The organism is Kitasatospora griseola (assembly GCF_014648555.1).
GTDB lineage: Bacteria > Actinomycetota > Actinomycetes > Streptomycetales > Streptomycetaceae > Kitasatospora > Kitasatospora griseola.
Genome location: NZ_BMRI01000024.1, coordinates 3,088 through 21,735 on the forward strand (window position 1 = coordinate 3,088; position 18,648 = coordinate 21,735).

Annotated in this window: 18 protein-coding genes, 4 tRNA genes and 1 pseudogene; 14 read left to right on the forward strand and 9 right to left on the reverse strand. The window is 72.6% G+C overall.

The annotated features are described in order from the left end of the window. The 5 genes and pseudogenes from IEZ12_RS39075 to IEZ12_RS25465 form a co-directional block, all read left to right on the forward strand. Positions 1-129 (forward strand): annotated as a pseudogene (locus IEZ12_RS39075) (DNA methylase); the annotation flags it as partial. Positions 130-209: 80 nt separating this feature from the next. Then, the gene (locus IEZ12_RS25450; protein WP_189275040.1) at positions 210-1,064 is read left to right on the forward strand and encodes a bifunctional DNA primase/polymerase; all 855 of its coding nucleotides are present in this window, start codon (positions 210-212) and stop codon (positions 1,062-1,064) included. A gap of 2 nt (positions 1,065-1,066) precedes the next feature. Beyond that, positions 1,067-2,542, forward strand: coding sequence for an AICE element replication initiation protein (locus IEZ12_RS25455; RefSeq protein WP_189275042.1), 1,476 nt, complete (start codon positions 1,067-1,069; stop codon positions 2,540-2,542). Between the two features lie 530 nt (positions 2,543-3,072). Then, entirely contained in the window at positions 3,073-3,261 is a 189-nt protein-coding gene (locus tag IEZ12_RS25460) for a helix-turn-helix domain-containing protein (protein WP_189275045.1), read from the forward strand. Then, a complete protein-coding gene (locus IEZ12_RS25465) occupies positions 3,261-4,466 on the forward strand; it encodes a tyrosine-type recombinase/integrase (RefSeq protein WP_189275047.1) in 1,206 nt (401 codons plus the stop codon). The genes IEZ12_RS25460 and IEZ12_RS25465 overlap by 1 nt, the downstream gene beginning before the upstream one ends. 85 nt (positions 4,467-4,551) lie before the next feature. On the opposite strand, the gene IEZ12_RS25470 is transcribed toward IEZ12_RS25465, so the two are convergent. From IEZ12_RS25470 to IEZ12_RS25485, 4 genes are all read right to left on the reverse strand, one after another. Continuing rightward, positions 4,552-4,625 (reverse strand) — tRNA-Phe (locus IEZ12_RS25470). 27 nt (positions 4,626-4,652) lie between these two features. Next, positions 4,653-4,726, reverse strand: a tRNA-Asp gene (locus IEZ12_RS25475). A 42-nt stretch (positions 4,727-4,768) separates the two neighbouring features. Continuing rightward, a tRNA-Glu gene (locus tag IEZ12_RS25480) sits at positions 4,769-4,841 on the reverse strand. Positions 4,842-4,950: 109 nt separating this feature from the next. After that, a complete protein-coding gene (locus IEZ12_RS25485) occupies positions 4,951-5,292 on the reverse strand; it encodes a metallopeptidase family protein (protein ID WP_189275174.1) in 342 nt (113 codons plus the stop codon). Positions 5,293-5,473: 181 nt separating this feature from the next. Here IEZ12_RS25485 and IEZ12_RS25490 point away from each other — a divergent pair, with 181 nt between their 5' ends. The 3 genes from IEZ12_RS25490 (at position 5,474) to IEZ12_RS25500 (ending at position 9,495) form a co-directional block, all read left to right on the forward strand. Then, positions 5,474-5,992 carry a hypothetical protein gene (locus IEZ12_RS25490; RefSeq protein WP_189275049.1) on the forward strand — a complete coding sequence of 173 codons (519 nt, stop codon included), beginning with the start codon at positions 5,474-5,476 and terminating at the stop codon, positions 5,990-5,992. A 241-nt stretch (positions 5,993-6,233) separates the two neighbouring features. Beyond that, positions 6,234-8,573, forward strand: coding sequence for a DEAD/DEAH box helicase (locus tag IEZ12_RS25495; RefSeq protein ID WP_189275051.1), 2,340 nt, complete (start codon positions 6,234-6,236; stop codon positions 8,571-8,573). A 106-nt stretch (positions 8,574-8,679) separates the two neighbouring features. After that, complete coding sequence (locus IEZ12_RS25500) at positions 8,680-9,495, forward strand: TIGR02452 family protein (RefSeq protein WP_189275052.1); 816 nt, start codon at positions 8,680-8,682, stop codon at positions 9,493-9,495. Between the two features lie 18 nt (positions 9,496-9,513). Here the strand turns inward: IEZ12_RS25500 and IEZ12_RS25505 are convergent, their stop codons facing one another. From IEZ12_RS25505 to IEZ12_RS25515, 3 genes are all read right to left on the reverse strand, one after another. Next, complete coding sequence (locus tag IEZ12_RS25505; RefSeq protein WP_100589032.1) at positions 9,514-9,813, reverse strand: hypothetical protein; 300 nt, start codon at positions 9,811-9,813, stop codon at positions 9,514-9,516. A gap of 238 nt (positions 9,814-10,051) precedes the next feature. Continuing rightward, positions 10,052-10,753: a tyrosine-protein phosphatase gene (locus tag IEZ12_RS25510; protein ID WP_189275054.1), complete on the reverse strand. Its 702-nt coding sequence runs from the start codon at positions 10,751-10,753 to the stop codon at positions 10,052-10,054. A 128-nt stretch (positions 10,754-10,881) separates the two neighbouring features. Further along, positions 10,882-11,634, reverse strand: coding sequence for an SDR family oxidoreductase (locus IEZ12_RS25515; RefSeq protein ID WP_189275056.1), 753 nt, complete (start codon positions 11,632-11,634; stop codon positions 10,882-10,884). 100 nt (positions 11,635-11,734) lie between these two features. On the opposite strand from IEZ12_RS25515, the gene IEZ12_RS25520 reads away from it, so the two are divergent. After that, positions 11,735-12,349: a transglutaminase domain-containing protein gene (locus IEZ12_RS25520; RefSeq protein ID WP_189275058.1), complete on the forward strand. Its 615-nt coding sequence runs from the start codon at positions 11,735-11,737 to the stop codon at positions 12,347-12,349. Here IEZ12_RS25520 and IEZ12_RS25525 read toward each other — a convergent pair. Beyond that, positions 12,316-13,533 carry a DNA glycosylase AlkZ-like family protein gene (locus tag IEZ12_RS25525; protein ID WP_189275060.1) on the reverse strand — a complete coding sequence of 406 codons (1,218 nt, stop codon included), beginning with the start codon at positions 13,531-13,533 and terminating at the stop codon, positions 12,316-12,318. The genes IEZ12_RS25520 and IEZ12_RS25525 overlap by 34 nt on opposite strands. A gap of 144 nt (positions 13,534-13,677) precedes the next feature. Here IEZ12_RS25525 and IEZ12_RS25530 point away from each other — a divergent pair, with 144 nt between their 5' ends. From IEZ12_RS25530 to IEZ12_RS25545, 4 genes are all read left to right on the forward strand, one after another. After that, a complete protein-coding gene (locus IEZ12_RS25530; protein WP_189275062.1) occupies positions 13,678-14,349 on the forward strand; it encodes a nucleotidyltransferase domain-containing protein in 672 nt (223 codons plus the stop codon). 98 nt (positions 14,350-14,447) lie between these two features. Further along, positions 14,448-14,520, forward strand: a tRNA-Lys gene (locus tag IEZ12_RS25535). A gap of 869 nt (positions 14,521-15,389) precedes the next feature. Beyond that, positions 15,390-15,968, forward strand: coding sequence for a DUF5994 family protein (locus tag IEZ12_RS25540; RefSeq protein ID WP_189275063.1), 579 nt, complete (start codon positions 15,390-15,392; stop codon positions 15,966-15,968). A 599-nt stretch (positions 15,969-16,567) separates the two neighbouring features. After that, entirely contained in the window at positions 16,568-17,137 is a 570-nt protein-coding gene (locus IEZ12_RS25545) for a DUF5994 family protein (protein ID WP_189275066.1), read from the forward strand. 639 nt (positions 17,138-17,776) lie between these two features. On the opposite strand, the gene IEZ12_RS25550 is transcribed toward IEZ12_RS25545, so the two are convergent. Then, positions 17,777-17,998 (reverse strand): hypothetical protein, encoded by a 222-nt coding sequence (locus IEZ12_RS25550; protein WP_189275068.1) that lies wholly within the window; start codon positions 17,996-17,998, stop codon positions 17,777-17,779. Between the two features lie 444 nt (positions 17,999-18,442). On the opposite strand from IEZ12_RS25550, the gene IEZ12_RS25555 reads away from it, so the two are divergent. After that, positions 18,443-18,646 carry a cold-shock protein gene (locus tag IEZ12_RS25555; protein ID WP_100588974.1) on the forward strand — a complete coding sequence of 68 codons (204 nt, stop codon included), beginning with the start codon at positions 18,443-18,445 and terminating at the stop codon, positions 18,644-18,646. Positions 18,647-18,648 lie beyond the last annotated feature (2 nt).

Here is an 18,648-nt window from a genome sequence, read left to right on the forward strand (position 1 = left end):
ACCTGGACCGACGTCCGCGAAGAACTCACTGAAGCCATCCCCCCGGCCTACACCCACCTGATCGGCCAACGGGCCGCCCAGCACCTCGCCCTCCCGACCGTCGGCAGCTCCGCCCGCCGCGCGGCCTGACGTCCTTTACCCGGAGCGGCCGTTCGGGCCTGCAAGCTGTCCGGCCGCTCCGGTTCCCTCTGAACGAAGGAGACACCAGCATGACCCAACCCACCCTGGTTCGGGGAGAGCACCTGCCCGCGGCTCTCTCCCTCGCCGCCGCCAGCGTGCCCGTGCTGCCGCTGCGCGCGGGGAAGGTGCCGTTCGGCAACTGCCCCGCCTGTGCGAACAACGCGTGCGGCGGCCGGCCGAACATGAAGACCCCCGGCCCCTGCACCTGCCCGGCCCCGTGCCACGGCTGGGCCGCCGCCACCACCGACGCCGCCGTCATCGGCTCGCCCGCCTGGGCGCGGGCGTGGCGGCAGGCCGCCGGCGTGGCCTACCACCCCGGCGGCGCAGGCCTCACGGTCGTGGACCTCGACAACGCCGACGCCATCGCGTGGGCGCACGCCAACCTGCCCGCCACCCGGACCGTGGCCACCACCCGGGGCGAGCACTGGCTCTACCGGGGTGCCATGCCGTCCGCCAACGCCGTGCGGCCCGGCGTGGACGTCAAGTCGTCCATGGCCTACGCCCGCTGGCTCGGCCCCGGCACCGGCACCCTCGCCGCCCTGCCGGACGCGGTCCGCGACCTGGTCGTCAGGCAGCCCTCGCCGGCCGGGCCGGTGCACGTCTCCGTGTCGGTGCCGGCCGGGGGCGGCCGGTGCCCGCACCGCAGCCCCGTGTTCCTGGAGCGCGGCATCGCCATGGCCGAGCAGACCATCACCGCCGCCACCGCCGCCGTGCACGCGACCGTGTTCGGCGCGTTCCTGGCGGTGCTGTCCACGCACGGGAGGTGCGGGTGCCTGACCGACGCGCACGTGGAGCGGCTGTTCGCCGCCGCCGGCGCGAAGGGCGAGACCTCCCGGCACTGCGCGGACGCGTGGTCCAACGCCCTCGTCCGGTTGGGGTTGTGACCGTGTCCGAGGACGAGAAGACCCCGGCGCGCGAGGTCATCGCCGACTACGCGCAAGCGCACTTCAGGTACTTCCGCACCGCCGACGGCACCGTCTACGCCCAGCGGATCGGCCACCCCGTGGCCCGGCCGATCCGCTCGCAGGGCACCACCGGCAGCCACCGGCAGGAGCTGATGGTCGGCCTGTACCGGGACGGCGTCGGCGTGTTCAACGGCACCGCACTCAAGGAGGCACTGGACTTGATCGAGGCGCTGGCCCTGGCCGAGGGCGTGCAGCAGGTTCACATCCGTGTCGCCCCGGGCTTCGACGGCGCGACGTGGCTCGACCTGGGCCGCGCCGACGGCCTGTCGGTGCGCATCCACCCCAACGGCTGGGACGTCCTCACCCCGGACCCGCGCGAGGTGTGCTGGCGGCGCACCCAGCTCACCGGCGAACTCCCCGTCCCGGCCAAGGACACCGACGGCAAGGGCATCGACCTGCTGTTCGGGCTGTGCAACTTCGCGAACGCGGGGTCGGAGTGCCTGGCCATGGCGTGGCTGGTCGGCTGCCTCGGCCCGTCCGTCCCCGTGCCCGCGCCGTTCCTGACCGGGCCGCAGGGCGCGGGCAAGTCCACCGCCGGCCGGATGCTCCTGCGGATCGTCGAAGGCATGACCAGCGACCTGCGCCGCGCACCGAAGGACGAAGCGAACCTGATCGCCGCCGTCGCGGCCGGATGGGTCACCGCCCTCGACAACCTGAGCCACATGACCACGGACATGTCGGATGCGATGTGCTGCATCGTCACCGGCGCCGAGGACGTCAAGCGGGCGCTGTTCACCGACGGCGACGTCCACCGCTCCGCCTACCGCCGCCCCCTGCTGCTGACCGGCATCGACGTCGGCGTCATCCGACCCGACCTCGCCGAGCGTCTCCTGCCGCTGCGGCTGGAGCGGCCCAAGGTGCGCCGCACCGAGGCCGAGCTGTGGGCGGAGTACGAGCCGGTGCTGCCCGTCATGCTCGGCTCGCTGCTCGACCTCACCGTCCAGGTCCGCGCCGCCGAGGCGGAGACCCCCACCGAGACGCGCATGGCCGACTTCGCGCACCTGTGCGCGCAGCTCGACGCCGCCACCGGCCTCGGAGCGCTCGCCGCCTACCGAGCCGGCCTGGACGACCTCAACGACGACGTGATCGAGGGCGACCTGCTCGCACAGACCGTCCTCAAGCACGCCGACACCATGACCCCCGGCGAAGCACAGCAGATGACGTCCACGGAGTGGCTTGCGGCCCTGAGTCGTCTCTACGCGGGCGAGGACCTGCGTGCCCTGCCCAAGGGCTGGCCGACCACCGGGAAAGTCCTCTCGGACCGTCTCAAGCGCCTCCAGCCCACCCTCGCGGCACGAGGGGTCCTCATCGACACCGGCCGCACCAAAACGGGCCGCTACCTGGAGCTGACCCGCCCCGCACCGCCGCCCCCGCCCGAACAGCTCCCCTTGCCCTAACCCTCACCGCCCGAACAGCAAGAAGAGCACGGTCGGGCTCAGCGCCCCAGGTGCTCCTCTTGCTGTTGGCGGCTGCGCCGCCCCAGAACGCGCCGCGAAGCGGCTCCTCCTTTCGCCCTGAGGCGCACGCAACCACCAACAGACAGCCCCTCTTTTTCCTAAGTAGAGGAACGCTGCGTCACCTGCGTCACCCGCGCCGGAAAACGGCCCCTGACGTGCACGGAAAGCGGTGACGCAGACGACGGACGCTGCGTCATCCCGCGTCACCTGCGTCACCCGGTGACGCACCCGATGACGCAGCGGTGACGCAGCGGTGACGCACGCCCACCTCTCTGCGTCACCCGTCACCCCAGGTCAGAGCACCTGAATGACGCAGATGACGCGGTGACGCAGAAATCCCCACCTAGGACACATCCACTGCGAGCCCATCAACCGCACCACCGGCTCAGAACCGATCAGCACAGGTTGTGTCGGTTCTGGCGGTACGTCACGGGTCCGGCCCACCTGAGCACCGCACGGGGAGGACCACCTTGACCACCGCCACACCCGTCGCCCTGACCGTGCCCGAGGTCATGGCGGCGCTGCGACTCGGCCGCAGCAAGGTCTACGACCTGATCCGCTCGAACGCCTTGCCCAGCTTCACCATCGGCCGCGCCCGCCGCGTGGCCTCGCACGACCTCGCGACCTTCATCACCAACCAGACCAAGGGGAACGACTGATGGCCAAGCGCGCCAACGGCGACGGCAGCATCACCCGCATGAAGGGGCGCGACCTCTTCCACGGCCGCGTGTACGTCACGACGACGTCGGGCGCCGTGAAGCGGGTGTCCGTCTACGGGAAGACCCGGGACGAGGTGCGGGAGAAGATGACCGAGCTCCAGGCCCAGCACCACAAGGGCATCCCGGTCCCGGACACCAACATCAAGATGGCGGACTACCTGACGTACTGGCTGCACGCCGTCGTCAGGGTGAACCGCCGGCCGAAGACCTACCAGGGGTACGAGAGCGTCGTCCGCGTCCACCTCGTGCCGGGGCTCGGTGCCAAGAAGCTGCGGACCCTCAAGGCCTCCGACGTCCGGACGTGGCTGGCCAAGGTGGCCAACACCTGCCAGTGCTGCGCGGGCGGCGTGGACAAGGCCCGGAAGCAGCCGCGGTGCTGCGCGGCGGGGGAGTGCTGCGAGAACAAGCTGTCCCGTCGGATGGTCCAGTGGATCCACGCCGTCCTGAGGAACGCCCTGGAGAACGCCGTCCGCGAGGAGCTGATCCTCCGGAACGTCGCCAGGCTCGTGCAGGTCCCCACGCCCGACTACGGCACCGGCAAGGGGCTCACCGTGCCGCAGGCCCGGCTCCTGCTCAAGGCGGCCAGCGCGGACCGGCTGCACGCCCTCTACGTGCTGGCGCTCGCCATGGGGATGCGCCGGGGGGAGCTGCTCGGCCTGCACTGGTCGGCGATCGACCTGGAGCGGGGGACGCTGATCGTGTCGAGCAACCTCCAGCGGGTGGACGGCGAACTCCAGCTCGGCCCGACCAAGACCGCCTCGTCGCTCCGGACGCTGCCGCTGCCGCCGTTCGTCCTGGACGCGCTTCAGGCGCACCGCGAGCAGCAGGCTCAGGAGCGCGCCGCCGCCGGCGACCGGTGGAAGGAATCGGGTCTGGTCTTCACCAGCCGGGTCGGAACGCCGATGGAGCCGGACAACCTCCGGCGGAGCTGGTACCCGCTCCGGGATCGTCTCGGGCTGACGCTCCGCTTCCATGATCTGCGTCACACCTGCGTGACCCTGCTGCTCGACCTCGGCGTGCCGCCGCACATCGTCCGGCAGATCGCCGGGCACAGCGACATCGGCGTGACGATGAAGGTCTACGCCCACGCCTCGCTGGACGAGCAGCGGAAGGCCCTCGGGTCGCTGAGTGAGGCCCTGGCCTAGCCGTTGGCGTACCGGTTGGCGTACCGGGCATGAAAAAGCCCCCGAAGCGCGATGCGCTCGGGGGCTTTCTGCTGGTCACACTATGTGGCCAGGGCCGGGGTCGAACCGGCGACCTTCCGCTTTTCAGGCGGACGCTCGTACCAACTGAGCTACCTGGCCGTACTGCACCGTCTCTTGCGAGACGAGCGATCCCGACGGGACTTGAACCCGCGACCTCCACCTTGACAGGGTGGCGAGCTAACCAACTGCTCCACGGGACCTCATGCGGATTGCTCCGCACAGGACCTTACTACGGTACTGCGTACCCCCAACGGGATTCGAACCCGTGCTACCGCCTTGAAAGGGCGGCGTCCTGGGCCACTAGACGATGAGGGCTTGCGGCCCTTCCGGCCGGTTATCCGGCGTTCGGGGACGTCGAGAAGCATATGGGATGCCGGGCGGGAACGCCAAAACCGTTTCCGGAGGTGGGCGCGGCGGGGGGCTTTCAGGACCAGCCGAGGTCGTGGAGTTCGTCGTCGTCGAAGCCGAAGTGGTGGGCGACTTCGTGGATGACGGTGATGCGGACCTCCTCGACGGCCTGCTCGCGGGAGTCGCAGTGCCGGAGGGTCGGGCCCAGGTAGATCAGGATCCGGTCGGGCAGGACTCCGGCGTACCACTCGCCGCGTTCGGTGAGCGGGATGCCTTCGTACAGGCCGAGCAGGTCGGGCGTGGCGGGGTCGGGTTCGTCCTCGACGAAGACCGCCACGTTGTCCATCATCGCGGCCAGCTGCGGCGGGATGCGGTCCAACGCGTCGGACACCAGTGCCTCGAACTCGTCCCTGGTCATTTCCACCCGCCCATTGTCGGAGGTCCGCTGACGGGACGCCAGATGGTTCGCGCCGGTGCGTGCGCCGCTGGGGGCGCGCGGCTGATGGTCGGCGGTTGCCCGTGTCCCGGCGGGGCGGACGCGCGTTGGGCACCGAGAACGATTGGCGGCCCGGGCGGGTCGTGCGGGAGGTGGCTCGGTGATGGCGGTTGGGTCGGCGCGGCGAAGGGCGGCGGCGGGGGCGGCGATGGCGGCGATCGCCGTGCTCGGACTGAGCGGGTGCATGTCGGTGGGTGCGCAGCCGCCGGCCGGACCCAGCGGGGTGAAGCCGACCGGTGCGGGAACGGCGACCACGCTCAAGGCCGGGGTCGGCGCCGGCGGGCACCAGGGCGGGGGGCGCGGGGAACACGGCGGCGCGCCGGGTGGTGACGGTGCGTCACCCGGCGCGGCTCCGTCCCCCGGTGGGCACGCCCCCGGGCCGACGCCGCCGGTCGTCGGGGTGCAGGGCGCCCCGGTGCCGGTGCCCGGGGCGAACGCCGGCGCCCCGGCGCCGACCGGCACGCCCGCCGCGCCGGGCACTCCCGTGCCGACCCCGACCGGTGGCGGCGCGTCCTCGCCGATCCCGCAGCCCAGCAGCCCGGAGCCCTCCCGCTCGGCGAAGCCCTCGCCGACGCCGAGTGCGACGTTGGCGGAGCCCAGCGAGGGGCCGTCCGCGCACTGAGCCCGGAGCGCGGCCCGGATGCGGCGCCGGGCCTTGATTCGGGGGCGCTGGCCAGGGGATTTGCCTCTGATCCGTAGGTTCCCCTATGGTGGTAGATCGTTCGTTTGATCCTATTTGGCTGGCGCTCCTCACACCTTTGAGCGCCCTTGGCGCGTTCCGGCGATCCGTGGCTGACCGCATAGAGGCGGTATTTCCAACAGACCCCCGGACTTTGGCGCGTGCCACTTCCGGAAGGTTTTGCATGTCTCTCGTTGACGACGCCCGCTTCGCCATGCCCGCGAACGGCTCCGACGCCGCCGACACCGACTCTCTCGACACCGACACGCTGGACGCGGAGCTCGCCGAGCTCACCGACGGCGCCACCGACTCCGACGCGGCCGACGCCGCCGACGCCGAGCCGACCATCACCTTCGGTGACCTCGGTCTGCACGACGACGTCGTCCGGGCGCTCGCCAAGCGCGGCGTCACCACCCCGTTCCCGATCCAGGCCGCGACCATCCCGGACGCGCTGGCCGGCAAGGACGTCCTCGGCCGCGGCCGCACCGGCTCCGGCAAGACCCTGAGCTTCGGCCTGCCGCTGCTGACCCGCCTCGCGGGCGGCGAGCGCACCAAGGCCAAGCAGCCGCGCGGCCTGATCCTGGTCCCGACCCGCGAGCTGGCCATGCAGGTCGCCGACGCCCTGGAGCCGTTCGGCTCGGTGCTCGGCCTGCGCCTGAAGGTGGTCTGCGGCGGCACCTCGATGTCGAACCAGATCTACGCGCTGGAGCGCGGCGTGGACGTGCTGGTCGCCACCCCCGGCCGCCTGCGCGACCTGATCAACCGCGGCTCCGCGAAGATGGACGAGGTCGAGATCGCCGTCCTCGACGAGGCCGACCAGATGGCCGACATGGGCTTCCTGCCCGAGGTCACCGAGATCCTCGACCTGGTGCCGGCCGGCGGCCAGCGCCTGCTGTTCTCCGCCACCCTGGAGAACGAGATCGACACCCTGGTCAAGCGCTACCTGAAGAGCCCGGTCACCCACGAGGTCGACCCGTCGGCCGGCGCGGTGACCACCATGACCCACCACATCCTGGTCGTGAAGCCCAAGGACAAGGCGCCGATCACCAACGCGATCGCCGCCCGCAAGGGCCGCACCATCATCTTCGTCCGCACCCAGATGGGCGCGGACCGGGTCGCCCAGCAGCTGCTGGAGGCCGGGGTGAAGGCCGACGCGCTGCACGGCGGCATGACCCAGGGCGCCCGTACCCGCGTCCTCGGCGACTTCAAGGACGGCTACCTCAACGTGGTCGTCGCCACCGACGTCGCCGCCCGTGGCATCCACGTCGACGGCATCGACCTGGTGCTGAACGTCGACCCGGCGGGCGACCACAAGGACTACCTGCACCGCTCCGGCCGCACCGCCCGGGCCGGCCGCTCCGGCACCGTCGTCACCCTGGTGCTGCCGCACCAGCGCCGCGGCGTGTTCCGCCTGATGGAGGACGCGGGCGTGGACGCCTCGCGCCACATCCTCGACCACGCCTTCGACGCCGAGGTCGCCAAGATCACCGGCGCCCGCTCGCTGGTCGAGGTGCAGGCCGAGAGCGCGTCCGGCATCGCCGGCGCCGCCGAGCGCGAGGTCGCCGAGCTCACCCGTGAGCTGGAGCGCGCCCAGCGCCGCGCCACCGAGCTGCGCGAGGAGGCCGACCGCCTGGCGTCCCGCGCCGCCCGCGAGCGCGCCGAGCTGGGCATCGAGGACGAGGTCGAGACGGACGAGGCGACCGCCGAGGCCGGTGCCGAGACCGCCGAGCAGCCGGCCGCCGAGGCCCAGCCGGTGGCCGAGGAGCGCACCCCCTCCTACCGTGAGGCCCGCACCGAGCGCCCCGCCTACAACCGGGACCGCGACGACCGCGGCGGCCGTGAGCGCGGTGGCTTCAACCGTGACGACCGCGGTGGCCGTTCCTTCGGCGACCGTGACCGTGGCGGTTTCAACCGCGACGACCGCGGCGGCCGTGAGCGCGGTGGCTTCAACCGTGACGACCGCGGTGGCCGTTCGTTCGGCGACCGTGAGCGCGGCGGCTTCAACCGCGATGACCGTGGTGGCCGTTCGTTCGGCGACCGTCCGCAGGGTGGCTTCAACCGTGACGACCGCGGTGGCCGTTCGTTCGGCGACCGTCCGCAGGGTGGCTTCAACCGTGACGACCGCGGTGGCCGTTCGTTCGGCGACCGTCCGCAGGGTGGCTTCAACCGTGACGACCGCGGTGGCCGTTCCTTCGGTGACCGTGACCGTGGTGGCCGTCCGCAGGGTGGCTTCAACCGTGACGACCGCGGTGGCCGTTCGTTCGGCGACCGTCCGCAGGGTGGCTTCAACCGTGACGACCGCGGTGGCCGTTCGTTCGGCGACCGTCCGCAGGGTGGCTTCAACCGCGATGACCGCGGTGGCCGTTCCTTCGGTGACCGTGACCGTGGTGGCCGTCCGCAGGGTGGCTTCAACCGCGATGACCGCGGCGGCCGTTCGTTCGGCGACCGTGAGCGCGGTGGCTTCAACCGTGACGACCGTGGCGGCTTCAACCGTGACGACCGCAAGCCGCGTTGGAAGAACTGACACTGACGCACTGACGGGCCCGCTCCACTCCGGTGGGGCGGGCCCGTCCGCGTTCCGGCGGTAAATGCGGTGGTGGCGGCGGATGTTGGCGGCTAGCGTGCGCGACATGAGCAGCAGGCAGCGGGCACTCGCCACGCAGAACGAGGAGATCGCCGACCGGGGCGAGTACCGGAGCCCCGACGGGACGGCGGTGCGGATCGCCGAGGAGCTGGCCGCGGCCCGCGCGGGGACGGTGTCCTACCCGCCGGAGGCCGAATTCGACGCCGGCCCGGGGCCGTTGCGCGGGCCCGCCGAGGTGACGGGCGAGGGCAGCATGCAGGCCGCCCAGCGCCTGGTCGCGGAGGGCGGGCGGAGCGTCGCGGTGCTGAACTTCGCGTCCGCGCGCAACCCCGGCGGCGGGTACCTGCGCGGGGCGAAGGCCCAGGAGGAGGACGTCTGCCGCACCGCGCTGCTGTACCGCTGCCTGCTGGAGGCCCCCGACTACTACGAGGCGCACCGCGCCTCCACCGACCTGCGCTACAGCCACCGGGTGATCTGGTCGCCGGACGTACCGGTGATCCGGGACGAACGCGGGGATCTGCTGTCCCGCCCGCACCGGGTCGGCTTCCTCACCTCGCCGGCGCCCAACGCAGGCCAGCTGGCGCTGCGTTCGCCCGGCAAGGCGCTCGACCTCGGGCCGGTGCTGGCCGAACGGGCCGGCCGGGTGCTGGCCGTCGCTGCCCGGCACGGCGTGCGCGAACTGGTGCTCGGCGCCTGGGGATGCGGAGTCTTCCGCAACGACCCGGCGGAGGTCGCGGACGCGTTCGGCGAGGCCCTGGACGAGTGGGGCGCGGCCTTCGACCGGGTGGTGTTCGGGGTCTGGGACCGCACCGTCCCCTCCGCGAACCGGGCGGCCTTCGAGGCGCGGTTCGGCGGCGCCTGAGACCGTCCTGCCCTGCGGTTACTCGCCGGTGGCCAGGGCCGAGGCGGCGGCGACCACACCGGTGACGGTGAGGACGGCCGGCCAGGCGCCGATCTTCTTCGCCAGCGGGTGCGAGCCGCCGAACGCCGCCAGGTAGAGGGTGGTCAGACCGGCCGCGACGGGCGTCCCCGCGCGGCGCTGCCAGCGCACGGCGGCCGTCGTCCCGGCGACGGCCAGCACGGCGCCGCCCAGTTCGCGCCGACCGCTGAACCGGGCGGTGGCGTAACCGCCGATCAGACCGGCGGCGGCGACAGCGGCGGTGGCGGGGAAACGGGCCATGGGACGGACTCCTTCGGACAGTCGGTGGACGTGCCTGACGCGCGGGGCGGCTGGTGGCCGTCGGGCGCACCGCCCACGGTAACCCGGCTGACGAACCGGGCCGCCGAGGGCTGGAACGGCCGCGACGCCGATACCGCCGTCCGCTGCACCCTCTCGCCCGCGCCCGGCCGCCGTCCTGCTCGGGACCGGACTCGCCGCCACCGTCGCGGAGCGCCTCGCGGTCGGGTCCGAGGTCAGGTCACTCCGGGCGCAGGGTGCGGAGGGTGGCCAGGTCGGAGGCCGTGGCGCCGTGGTCGAGGAGGTAGTTGTCGAGGGTGCCGTGGAGCTCCTCGATGCGGGCGAGGGCGGAGGCGAGGTGGGTGGCCTCGATCGGGCGGGAGAGGCGTTCCGCGCCGGCGGTGTCGAGGTAGGGCACGGGGCCGTTGTCGAGGCCGAGGCCGACGTTGGAGCGCAGGAAGTCCCCGGTGACGGCGGCTGCGGGGAGGCCGGCCAGGGTCTGCAGGACGGCGATGGTCAGGCCGGTGCGGTCCTTGCCGACGGCGCAGTGGACGAGGATCGGGGCGCCGGTGGCCAGCGCGCGCACGGCGGCGGCGACGGCGACGCCGCCGGTCTCGGCCATGAACGGGTAGAGCGCGGCCTGGTCCTCGGGCCAGACGCGGTCGGTGGTGGCCGGGTCGGGCAGCATCGGCACGTGCAGGTACTGGACGTCCTCGCCGATCGGACGGTCCGGCCAGATGTCGAGCTCGGGGCTGCTGCGCAGATCGACGACCGTTCGGATGCCGAGCTCCGCGAGGCGGGCGGCGCCTTCGTCGGTGAGCCGGTTGAGGCTCGCCGAACGGTAGAGCAGCCCGGGGCGGTACACCCCCGCTCCGGCGTCGCGGAGGTTGAGCACGTCGGGGATGTCGAGGAACGGCGCGGCGGCGATTTCGGTCTCGGTCATGCCGCCCACCGTAGGGGCGGTGGGCGGCGACGCGCCGGGGCGTTGACCGAACCGGTATCGCGGCAACGCGTGATGTTCATGCGGGGGCGGCGGGGCGGCCGCCGCAGGGTCCGGCGACTGACGGCAGGTCAGCGTCCGCCGGCCACGTCCAGGAAGGAACCGGTGACGTACGAGGCGGCGGGGGAGAGCAGGTACAGGATCGCCTCGGCGACCTCCTCGGGCTGCCCGCCGCGCCCCATCGGCAGGTCGGGGCCGACCCGGTCGACCCGGCCGGGCTCGCCGCCGAGCGCGTGGATGCCGGTGTGGATGAGGCCCGGGCGGACGGCGTTCACCCGGATGCCCTCGGCCGCCACCTCCAGCGACAGGCCCCGGGTCATCGAGTCCAGTGCGCCTTTGGACGCCGCGTAGTCCACGTACTCGCCCGGCGAGCCGAGCCGGGACGCCGCCGAGCCGACGTTGACGATCGCCCCGCCCCGGCCGCCGTACCGGGTGGACATCCGGCGCACCGCCGCGGCCGCGCACAGGAACGGGCCGGTGATGTTGGCCGTCCAGATCCGGTTCAGCCGGTCCTCGTCGAGTTCGTCCAGCCGGCACTGCTTCTCCAGCGTGCCCGCGTTGTTCACCAGCGCGGTCAGCGGCCCGAGTTCACGCTCCGCGGTGTCGAACAGCCGCTCCACCTCGGGGGTGCTGCTGACGTCCGCCCGCACCGCGACGGCGGTGCCGCCCGCGGCCCGGATCCGCTCCACCACGCCGTCGGCCGAGGCCGCGTCGGCCCGGTAGTTCACGCACACCCGGTAGCCGCGTCGGCCCGCCAGCAGGGCGGTGGCCGCCCCGATGCCGCGCCCGCCGCCGGTGACCACCAGTACCTCGTCCTGCGCCATGCCGCCTGTCCCTTCGTTCCCGGAACCGATGCGACCGACGGTAGTCCATGGGGTGAAATGCCTTTGCCCGAAGGCGAGTCGGCGGCGCAGCATCACTGGCATGGACCCTTCCGTCTCCCCGTACGGCCCGCTCCGGGCCGATCGTCCCGACCTCGACGCGTACCTGGCCGCCGACGAGGTGGTCGACCACCGGCACCCCGCCGTGGTGGAGCGCGCCGCCGCGCTGCGGCGGGCCGATCCGGTGGCGACCGCCGAGGCGGTGTTCGACTTCGTCCGCGACCGGATCGACCACTCGGCGGACGTCGGCCGCTGGTCGGCGGCCTACCGGGCGTCGGACGTGCTGGCCGCCGGTGACGCGATCTGCCACGGCAAGGCCCACCTGCTGGCCGCGCTGCTGCGCGCCAATGGCATCCCGGCCGGCCTCTGCTACCAGCGGCTGGAGGTGCTGCACGGCCTCAACGGCGTGCTGCTGCCCGGGAGTTCGTGGTGGGTCCGGCTGGACGGCCGGGGCAACCGGAACGGCGTGGACGGGCGGTTCGCCACCACCCCCGCCGCCGAGCAGCCCGCCTGGACCGGCGAGCCGGCGCTCGACCGGCGCCACTGCGCCACGGTGTACGCCACGACGCCCCCGGTGCTGCTGGACGGCCTGCGCCGGGCCCGGCCGGGCGTCACCGGCTTCGACTACCTGCCGCTCGAACTCCCGGGCGAGGCATAGCGGTTGGCAGTGCGCAGGGCGGCCAGCTTCGGGGCGCGGCTCTTCGGCGAGTCCAGGCCGAAACTCCGGGCGTCGCCCAGTTCCTCGCGGACGAAGGTCTCGACGGCGTCGATCCCGGCGCGCAGCGCGGCGTCCATCGGCACGAACAACTGGTGCACCAGCTCCCGCTGTTCGGGGTCGTACTCCCAGAAGCCGACGATCCGGCCGCGGTCCACCACCAGGTGGGTCGACGGGTCGGACTCGCTGCCGAAGCTCCGCCCCGTCCGGGACGCCGGGGCGAGGCGGCCGGCGTCCCGCTCGTCGACCAGCCGGGCCAGGTCGCGGTGCAGCAGGTGCAGGCCGTCGATGCCCGCCACCAGGGCGTACGCGGGCTGCTCCGGCACAGTGAACGCGGCCCACTCGTCAAGGAGTTCGGCCGGCATCAGCAGCTCGTCGCCGGGCAGGCGGGTCAGTTCCAGCGGGGCCAGGGCGGCCTTCGCGGTGGCCGCGTTGAAGCCGGAGAACCAGCGGAAGTGCCGCACGGAGGCGGGCGCCGCCCAGGCGAAGTACCGCCGGGCCAGGTCGGCGGCCTCGCCGTGCACCGCTTGGTCCCAGCGCAGGTAGCCGTACCGCTGCTGGTCCAGCCGCCCGTCGACCGGCACCCGGCGGATCAGCCCGCGTGCCTGCAGCAGCCCCAGCGCCAGCGGCAGCGTGGTCGACACCCCGCGTCTGCGCCCCGCCTCGCCCAGCGGGCGGGCCGCCGGGCCGGCCGCCGTGCGGATCTGCTGCGGGCCCAACGGCTCGGTGTCGGACAGCAGTTCGGACACCGTCAGGCAGAGCTGCTCGACCTCGTCCCGAGTCACCCCGAGATGCCGCACCGCCGTCGCGATCTCCGTCTCCGCGACGCCCGCGCCCGCCGCCAGGCCCAGCGCGAAGTCCGCCGCCGGCAGCACGTACGTGCAGCCGCGGGCCGCGGGCAGTTCTTGCACCTCCACCGCGGCGAGCGCCGCGTCCACCGCCGCCCGGCCCAGCCCCGCCCTGGCGAACAGCCCCAGGTACGGCGCCGTGCCGCCCACCGAACGGGCCCACCCGGTCGCCGCCAGCACCTCGGCCGGGGACGCCCCCCGGTGCACGCCGCCGTCCAGCCACTGCCGGTGCGCCCACCAGGCCCGGAGCTTCGCCGCCGGGATCTCGCCGTTCGCCATGAGCCCAGTATCGGCGCGCGGCGCGGCCGCACCGAGCACCGGCGGCGGCCGTGTCGGGCCCCGCCGTCCGGGCAGGAAATCGCTCGCGTGTACGGGCCGATCGGGGCGAGACTGCGGGGAACCGCTCCCGACGAGGTGACCCCCATGCACGTCCTGCTCTCCGGCATCGTCGGCTCCACCGCGTACGGCCTGGCGCACGCCGGCTCCGACCTGGACCGGCTCGGTCTGTTCGCCGCACCCACCGTCGCCTTCCACGGCCTGCACCGGCCCGCCGAGTCGCACGTCACCACCGCCCCGGACCGCACCCTGCACGAGGCCGCCAAGTGGTGCCGGCTGGCCCTCTCCGGCAACCCCACCGCCACCGAACTCGTCTGGCTGCCCGAGGAGTTGTACGAGGTGCGGACGCCGCTCGGCGAGGAGCTGATCGGCCTGCGGGAGGCCTTCCTGAGCGGCCCGGCGGTGCGCAGCGCATACCTCGGCTACGCCTGGCAGCAGTTCCGCAAGCTCTCCTCCCGCGACCGCACCGACCCGGCGGGCGTCGCCCGGGCGGCCAAGCACGCCCGGCACCTGGTCCGCCTGGTCCGCCAGGGCGTCACCCTGCACGAGACCGGCCGCCTGGAGATCCGCCTCCCCGACCCCGACCGGATCCGCGCCCTCGGCGAACAGTTCGCCGAACGCCCCGAGGACGCCACCGCCCTGCTCGCCGACGCCGAGACCCGCCTCGCCCGCCCCGGCGTCCTGCCCCCCGCCCCCGACGAACGCCCCGTCGAAAGCTGGCTCCGCCGAGTCCGCGCCGCCCACCTCCCCGCCACCTGACCCGTCGACCCGCCCGGTCATCCGCTGGCCATCTCCCACCGGGCACCAGGTAGGATCACCCCGGCAGGCGCTGTCCCACCAGGGCCCACGCCTGCCACGGGCCGCTAGCTCAATTGGCAGAGCTGCGGACTTTTAATCCGTAGGTTCAGGGTTCGAACCCCTGGCGGCCCACCGGAGTTAAGGCCAGGTCGGACATTGTCCGACCTGGCCTTCTGCGTGTCCGGGGCGGCGACGGCACTGTTCGCGGTCGATGGCGGGAAGGTTGGAGTGCCCCAACGAGCGGTAGTAGGTGAGCGAGGCGCGGATCCTGGCCGCGAGGGTGTCGCCGATGCCCTCCTCGCGGCCTCTGAGTGCGGCGGCGTGCCCGTTAGGGTCGCCGAAGCACAGTCGGACCTGGACCCCGTGGGCCGCGCGCTCGGCGAGCATCTTGGCGACCTGAGGGTTGGACTGGGCGAAGAACCGTCCCGGAGAAGACGAGTACGTCGATCTGCTGCCGGGCCCCCCGCAGCAGGGTCAGCCAGGTGTCGCGGGGCACGCAGGCCCGGTTCTGGTAGGTGCCGACGAGTTGGTGTTCGCCTCGGCTGTCCGCCGGCCTGCACGGGGCTGCGGGGCCGACCAGAGGAAGGTCTCCTCGACGCGCAGGATCTGAGCGGCGCGGAATCGGTGCCTCGGGTGCGTTACGCGCCCGCCGAGCCAGCGGCCTGTGGTCTTCGGATCCACTTCGCATGCTTCGGCGAGCGCCTCGGGCACTACGCCCGCTGGGCGAGTACGGAGTGGAGTCGCTCGTTCACGGAGGCTGTACCGGCCGAGCCGGGCGCGGCAGTGCAAGGACGTTGCAGGACGTCCTGCTGGAGCTGACTGCGCGTCAATGTGCTGACGCCGGCGAGATGCACCTCATCGTCCGGGCTCGGCCGAACCGGGAGTAACCTGGATATCACCGAAGGCATTTCGCATGCTGGTACCGGATATTGGCGGCGTCTCCGGCGAACGGCAATGCCGGACCCGGCCTCTCGGCCGGGCCCGGGGACAGGTCTTTGATCATGACCACGACCCTCGATCGTGTGACGACGCCCGCCGCCATGGATTCCACGCCACGGCTCTCCCTCGCGCCCAGTGGCGTGCGGCCCGGCCGGCTGGACGGGGCCTGGTGGCCGCGCTCGCGCGATCTTCTTCTCGAACTCCCCGCCCTGGCCGCCGAGATCGACGAGCGGTGGGGCCGGATCACCCGGATCACCGTGAACCCCGAGCAGTGGCCCGTCATCCCCCGGCGGATACCGGTCACCGGGCACACCGTCCACGCGGGCTGGTTCACCACCGAACAGGACCAGCACGTGATCGTGGTCTGTTCCTACGCCCCCCGTCGGCTGAACCTGTTGGTGGTCCCGCCCCAGGCGGACGCTGTCCAGGCCGCCCGGCTGATGGCCGAGGCCGCTGATCCCGCGAACACCAGGACCGCGAGCGAGCTGCTCGCCGCGGAGCCGAGCGCCGGTGCGACCGGGACGAACGCCCGTTCCGACTTCCTGCCGTCGGCCGTCACCCCCTCCACCGGGCTCGGCGAGGCGGAGCGGCGATCCGATCTCGCCCGGAGCCGGGCCGCCTCCTGGCCGGCAGCCGTGTAGGCGGCGGACGGGAGGCGCCCGGGCCGGGGCCGGGCCTGCGTCACTCGCGTGACCACTCGGTCTCGACGTGGGGTTCGCCCTCGGCGCCGGTCCCTTCCCAGAGTCGGATCCTGACTGCCCGAGGGCCCGGCGCCGGTCGGGAGAGGGTGCGAACGAAAACGTCCCGGAGGTGGTTGGCCGCCCGCTGCGGCGGACCGTCGTACTCCAGCGGATTCGGCATCGTCGTGTCGTCCTGCCGGGACCAGCGGCCGTCGTCGTCCTGGGTCTCCAGAATCCACCGGTAGCGCCGCATCGTGGCCTCCTGTGACAACGCTCCTGCCCCGACCACGACCGTACGAGGCGGTCGGCCGGAGGGCGACCGGGGACGTCGGTCGGCGGCTCCGGGGCCACGATGGAACCAGGAGCGGAGGAGACGGAGGAGGTGGCCGATGTTCGAGGCAGCGGAGGCCGGTCCGTGAAGCTGAACGCCGGGCCGGGCCGGGAGTAGCCTGGACATCACCGAAGGCACCTCGCATGCCGGCACCGGACACTGGCGTCGTCTCCGGCGAACGGCAATTCCGGACGTGGCACCGGTCAGGTTCGGAGACAGGTCTTTGATCATGACTGTGATCGACGGCGCGATGCTTGCCACTCCCGAACCCGCCCTGCGGTTGTGCCTGGCACCGGACGGCTCGCGAGCCGGACGACTGGACGGGGCCTGGTGGCCCCGGTCGCACGACCTTTCTTTCGAACTCCCCGCCCTGGCCGCCGAACTGGACGCGCAGTGGGGCCGGGTCGCCGGAATCACCGTGAATCCCGCCCAGTGGTTGACCGTGCCCCGACGGATCCCGGTCGCGGGCCACACCGTCCACACGGGCTGGCTCACCGCTGTGCAGGGCCGGCACACGATCTCGGTCCGTTCGCACCTTCCCCGCCGGCTGACCCTGCTGGTCGTCCCGCCTCGGACGGGAGCCGTCGCTGCCGCCCGGTTGATGGCCGAGGCCGCTGATCCCGCGAACACCAGGACCGCGAGCGAACTGCTCGCCGACGAGCCGTCTGCGAAGGTCCCCGACCGGCGAGGGATCGTCTGGCCGGTACGCGACCCCTCGGTCTCTGCCTGGAGCTCCGCCCGGTGGGGCGGGCCGTCGTCCTCGCCCCGGCGCTCCGAGCCCCCGGCCGACCAGCGGTGACGCCGACCAATCGGTGACGCCGCCGCCCGATCCTTCGCTCTTTTGCTCCCGGCGGATCGCCGTCACTGCTCGGAGCCGCTTCGCAGATAGGTACCCACGACCTGGAGCCACGCTCCGGGGCTGGAGTACGCCTCGATCCGGTGCGGAGTGTCCTCGAAGACCCGCAGGACACGAAGCGCCCCGCTGGGGTGCAGGTCGCACTCGAAAGTGACGCTGTCCGCGCCGTCCTCGTACTGCAGGTCAAACGACCCCTGGGCGACGGCTCGGACGCGGTGAACGTCGCGACCGTCACCGACGGATGCACCCCGAACGGCCGGGGCGTCAGCTGCGGGCCGTTCTCCCAGCCGGCTGTGGGAGAGGCTGCGGTCTTCCGGATCACCGTGAAACTCCTCGCGCCCGCCACCGCACCCACCCCCCACCCCCTGCCGGCCACCGGCGCCGGCCCCGTACCGGCGCTCGCCGCAGCGGCCGTCACCACCCTGATCCTGGGAGGAACCCTCGCCGTGACGTTCCGCCGCCGCCACCGCCGCAACGGCCCGCCCGGTCGCGCAGAGCGCCCGGTACCCCGAGGGCCCGGACCGCAGCCGAGGTCCGGGCCCTCGATCGCGGTTACCGACTCGGCGGTCGTGGCGGTGCGAGTCAGAGGTGGTACATGGCGGTGTAGGGCTCGGCGACGCGCTCCTGTCGTGATCCGAAGTCGACCAGTACCGCGGTGTCGCCTTCGACTCCGATGACCCGGCCGAGGCCGTAGGCGTCGTGGGTGACACGGTCGCCGAGGGCAAAGTGCTTGCACGGTGTTGCGGTCCTGGCTTTGAAGGGACTGGTGGGCAGGTGCCGGCGGACTGCTTCAGATTTTTTCATCCAGGCCAGTGTGCGCCGCGGGGAACGGAGTTGGTTCTTCCCGGGCGGCCGAATTCCGGGCGGTCCGAAATGCCGGGTGTGTCGAACGGCACCTCCCGTGGCTCGGGCATGTGAGTCGAGGGCGAGAGTGCCCCGGAAGGTGCTCCGAAGAGTGGCCAACGTGCTTTCACTGAGGCTGGGTTGAGGGCGTATGTGGTTCGGGGCGACGGCATCGAGGGTGCCTCCGGCGAAAAACCGGGGTGAAAGTTTCCGCCCGTTACGGGTCCGGGACTGCTACAGTCGAGGTAGTTGCAGTAGTGGTTCCCATGAACTTTGTGTGCGCCTGCTCATATATCGCAGGCGCATTTTTTGTTTTCCGGATCTTCTCCGGGCGGGCTCCCATCACGGTGACTCGGCATCCGCATCGTGCGGGTCGCCGGAAAGCCCCTGAAGGAGATTTTTTACATGGCTAATGGCACCGTGAAGTGGTTCAACTCGGAAAAGGGCTTCGGCTTCATCGAGCAGGAGGGTGGCGGCCCGGACGTGTTCGCCCACTTCTCGAACATCAACGCCGGCGGCTTCCGCGAGCTGCTTGAGGGCCAGAAGGTCGAGTTCGACGTCACGCAGGGCCAGAAGGGCCCGCAGGCCGAGAACATCCGCCCGCTGTAGTT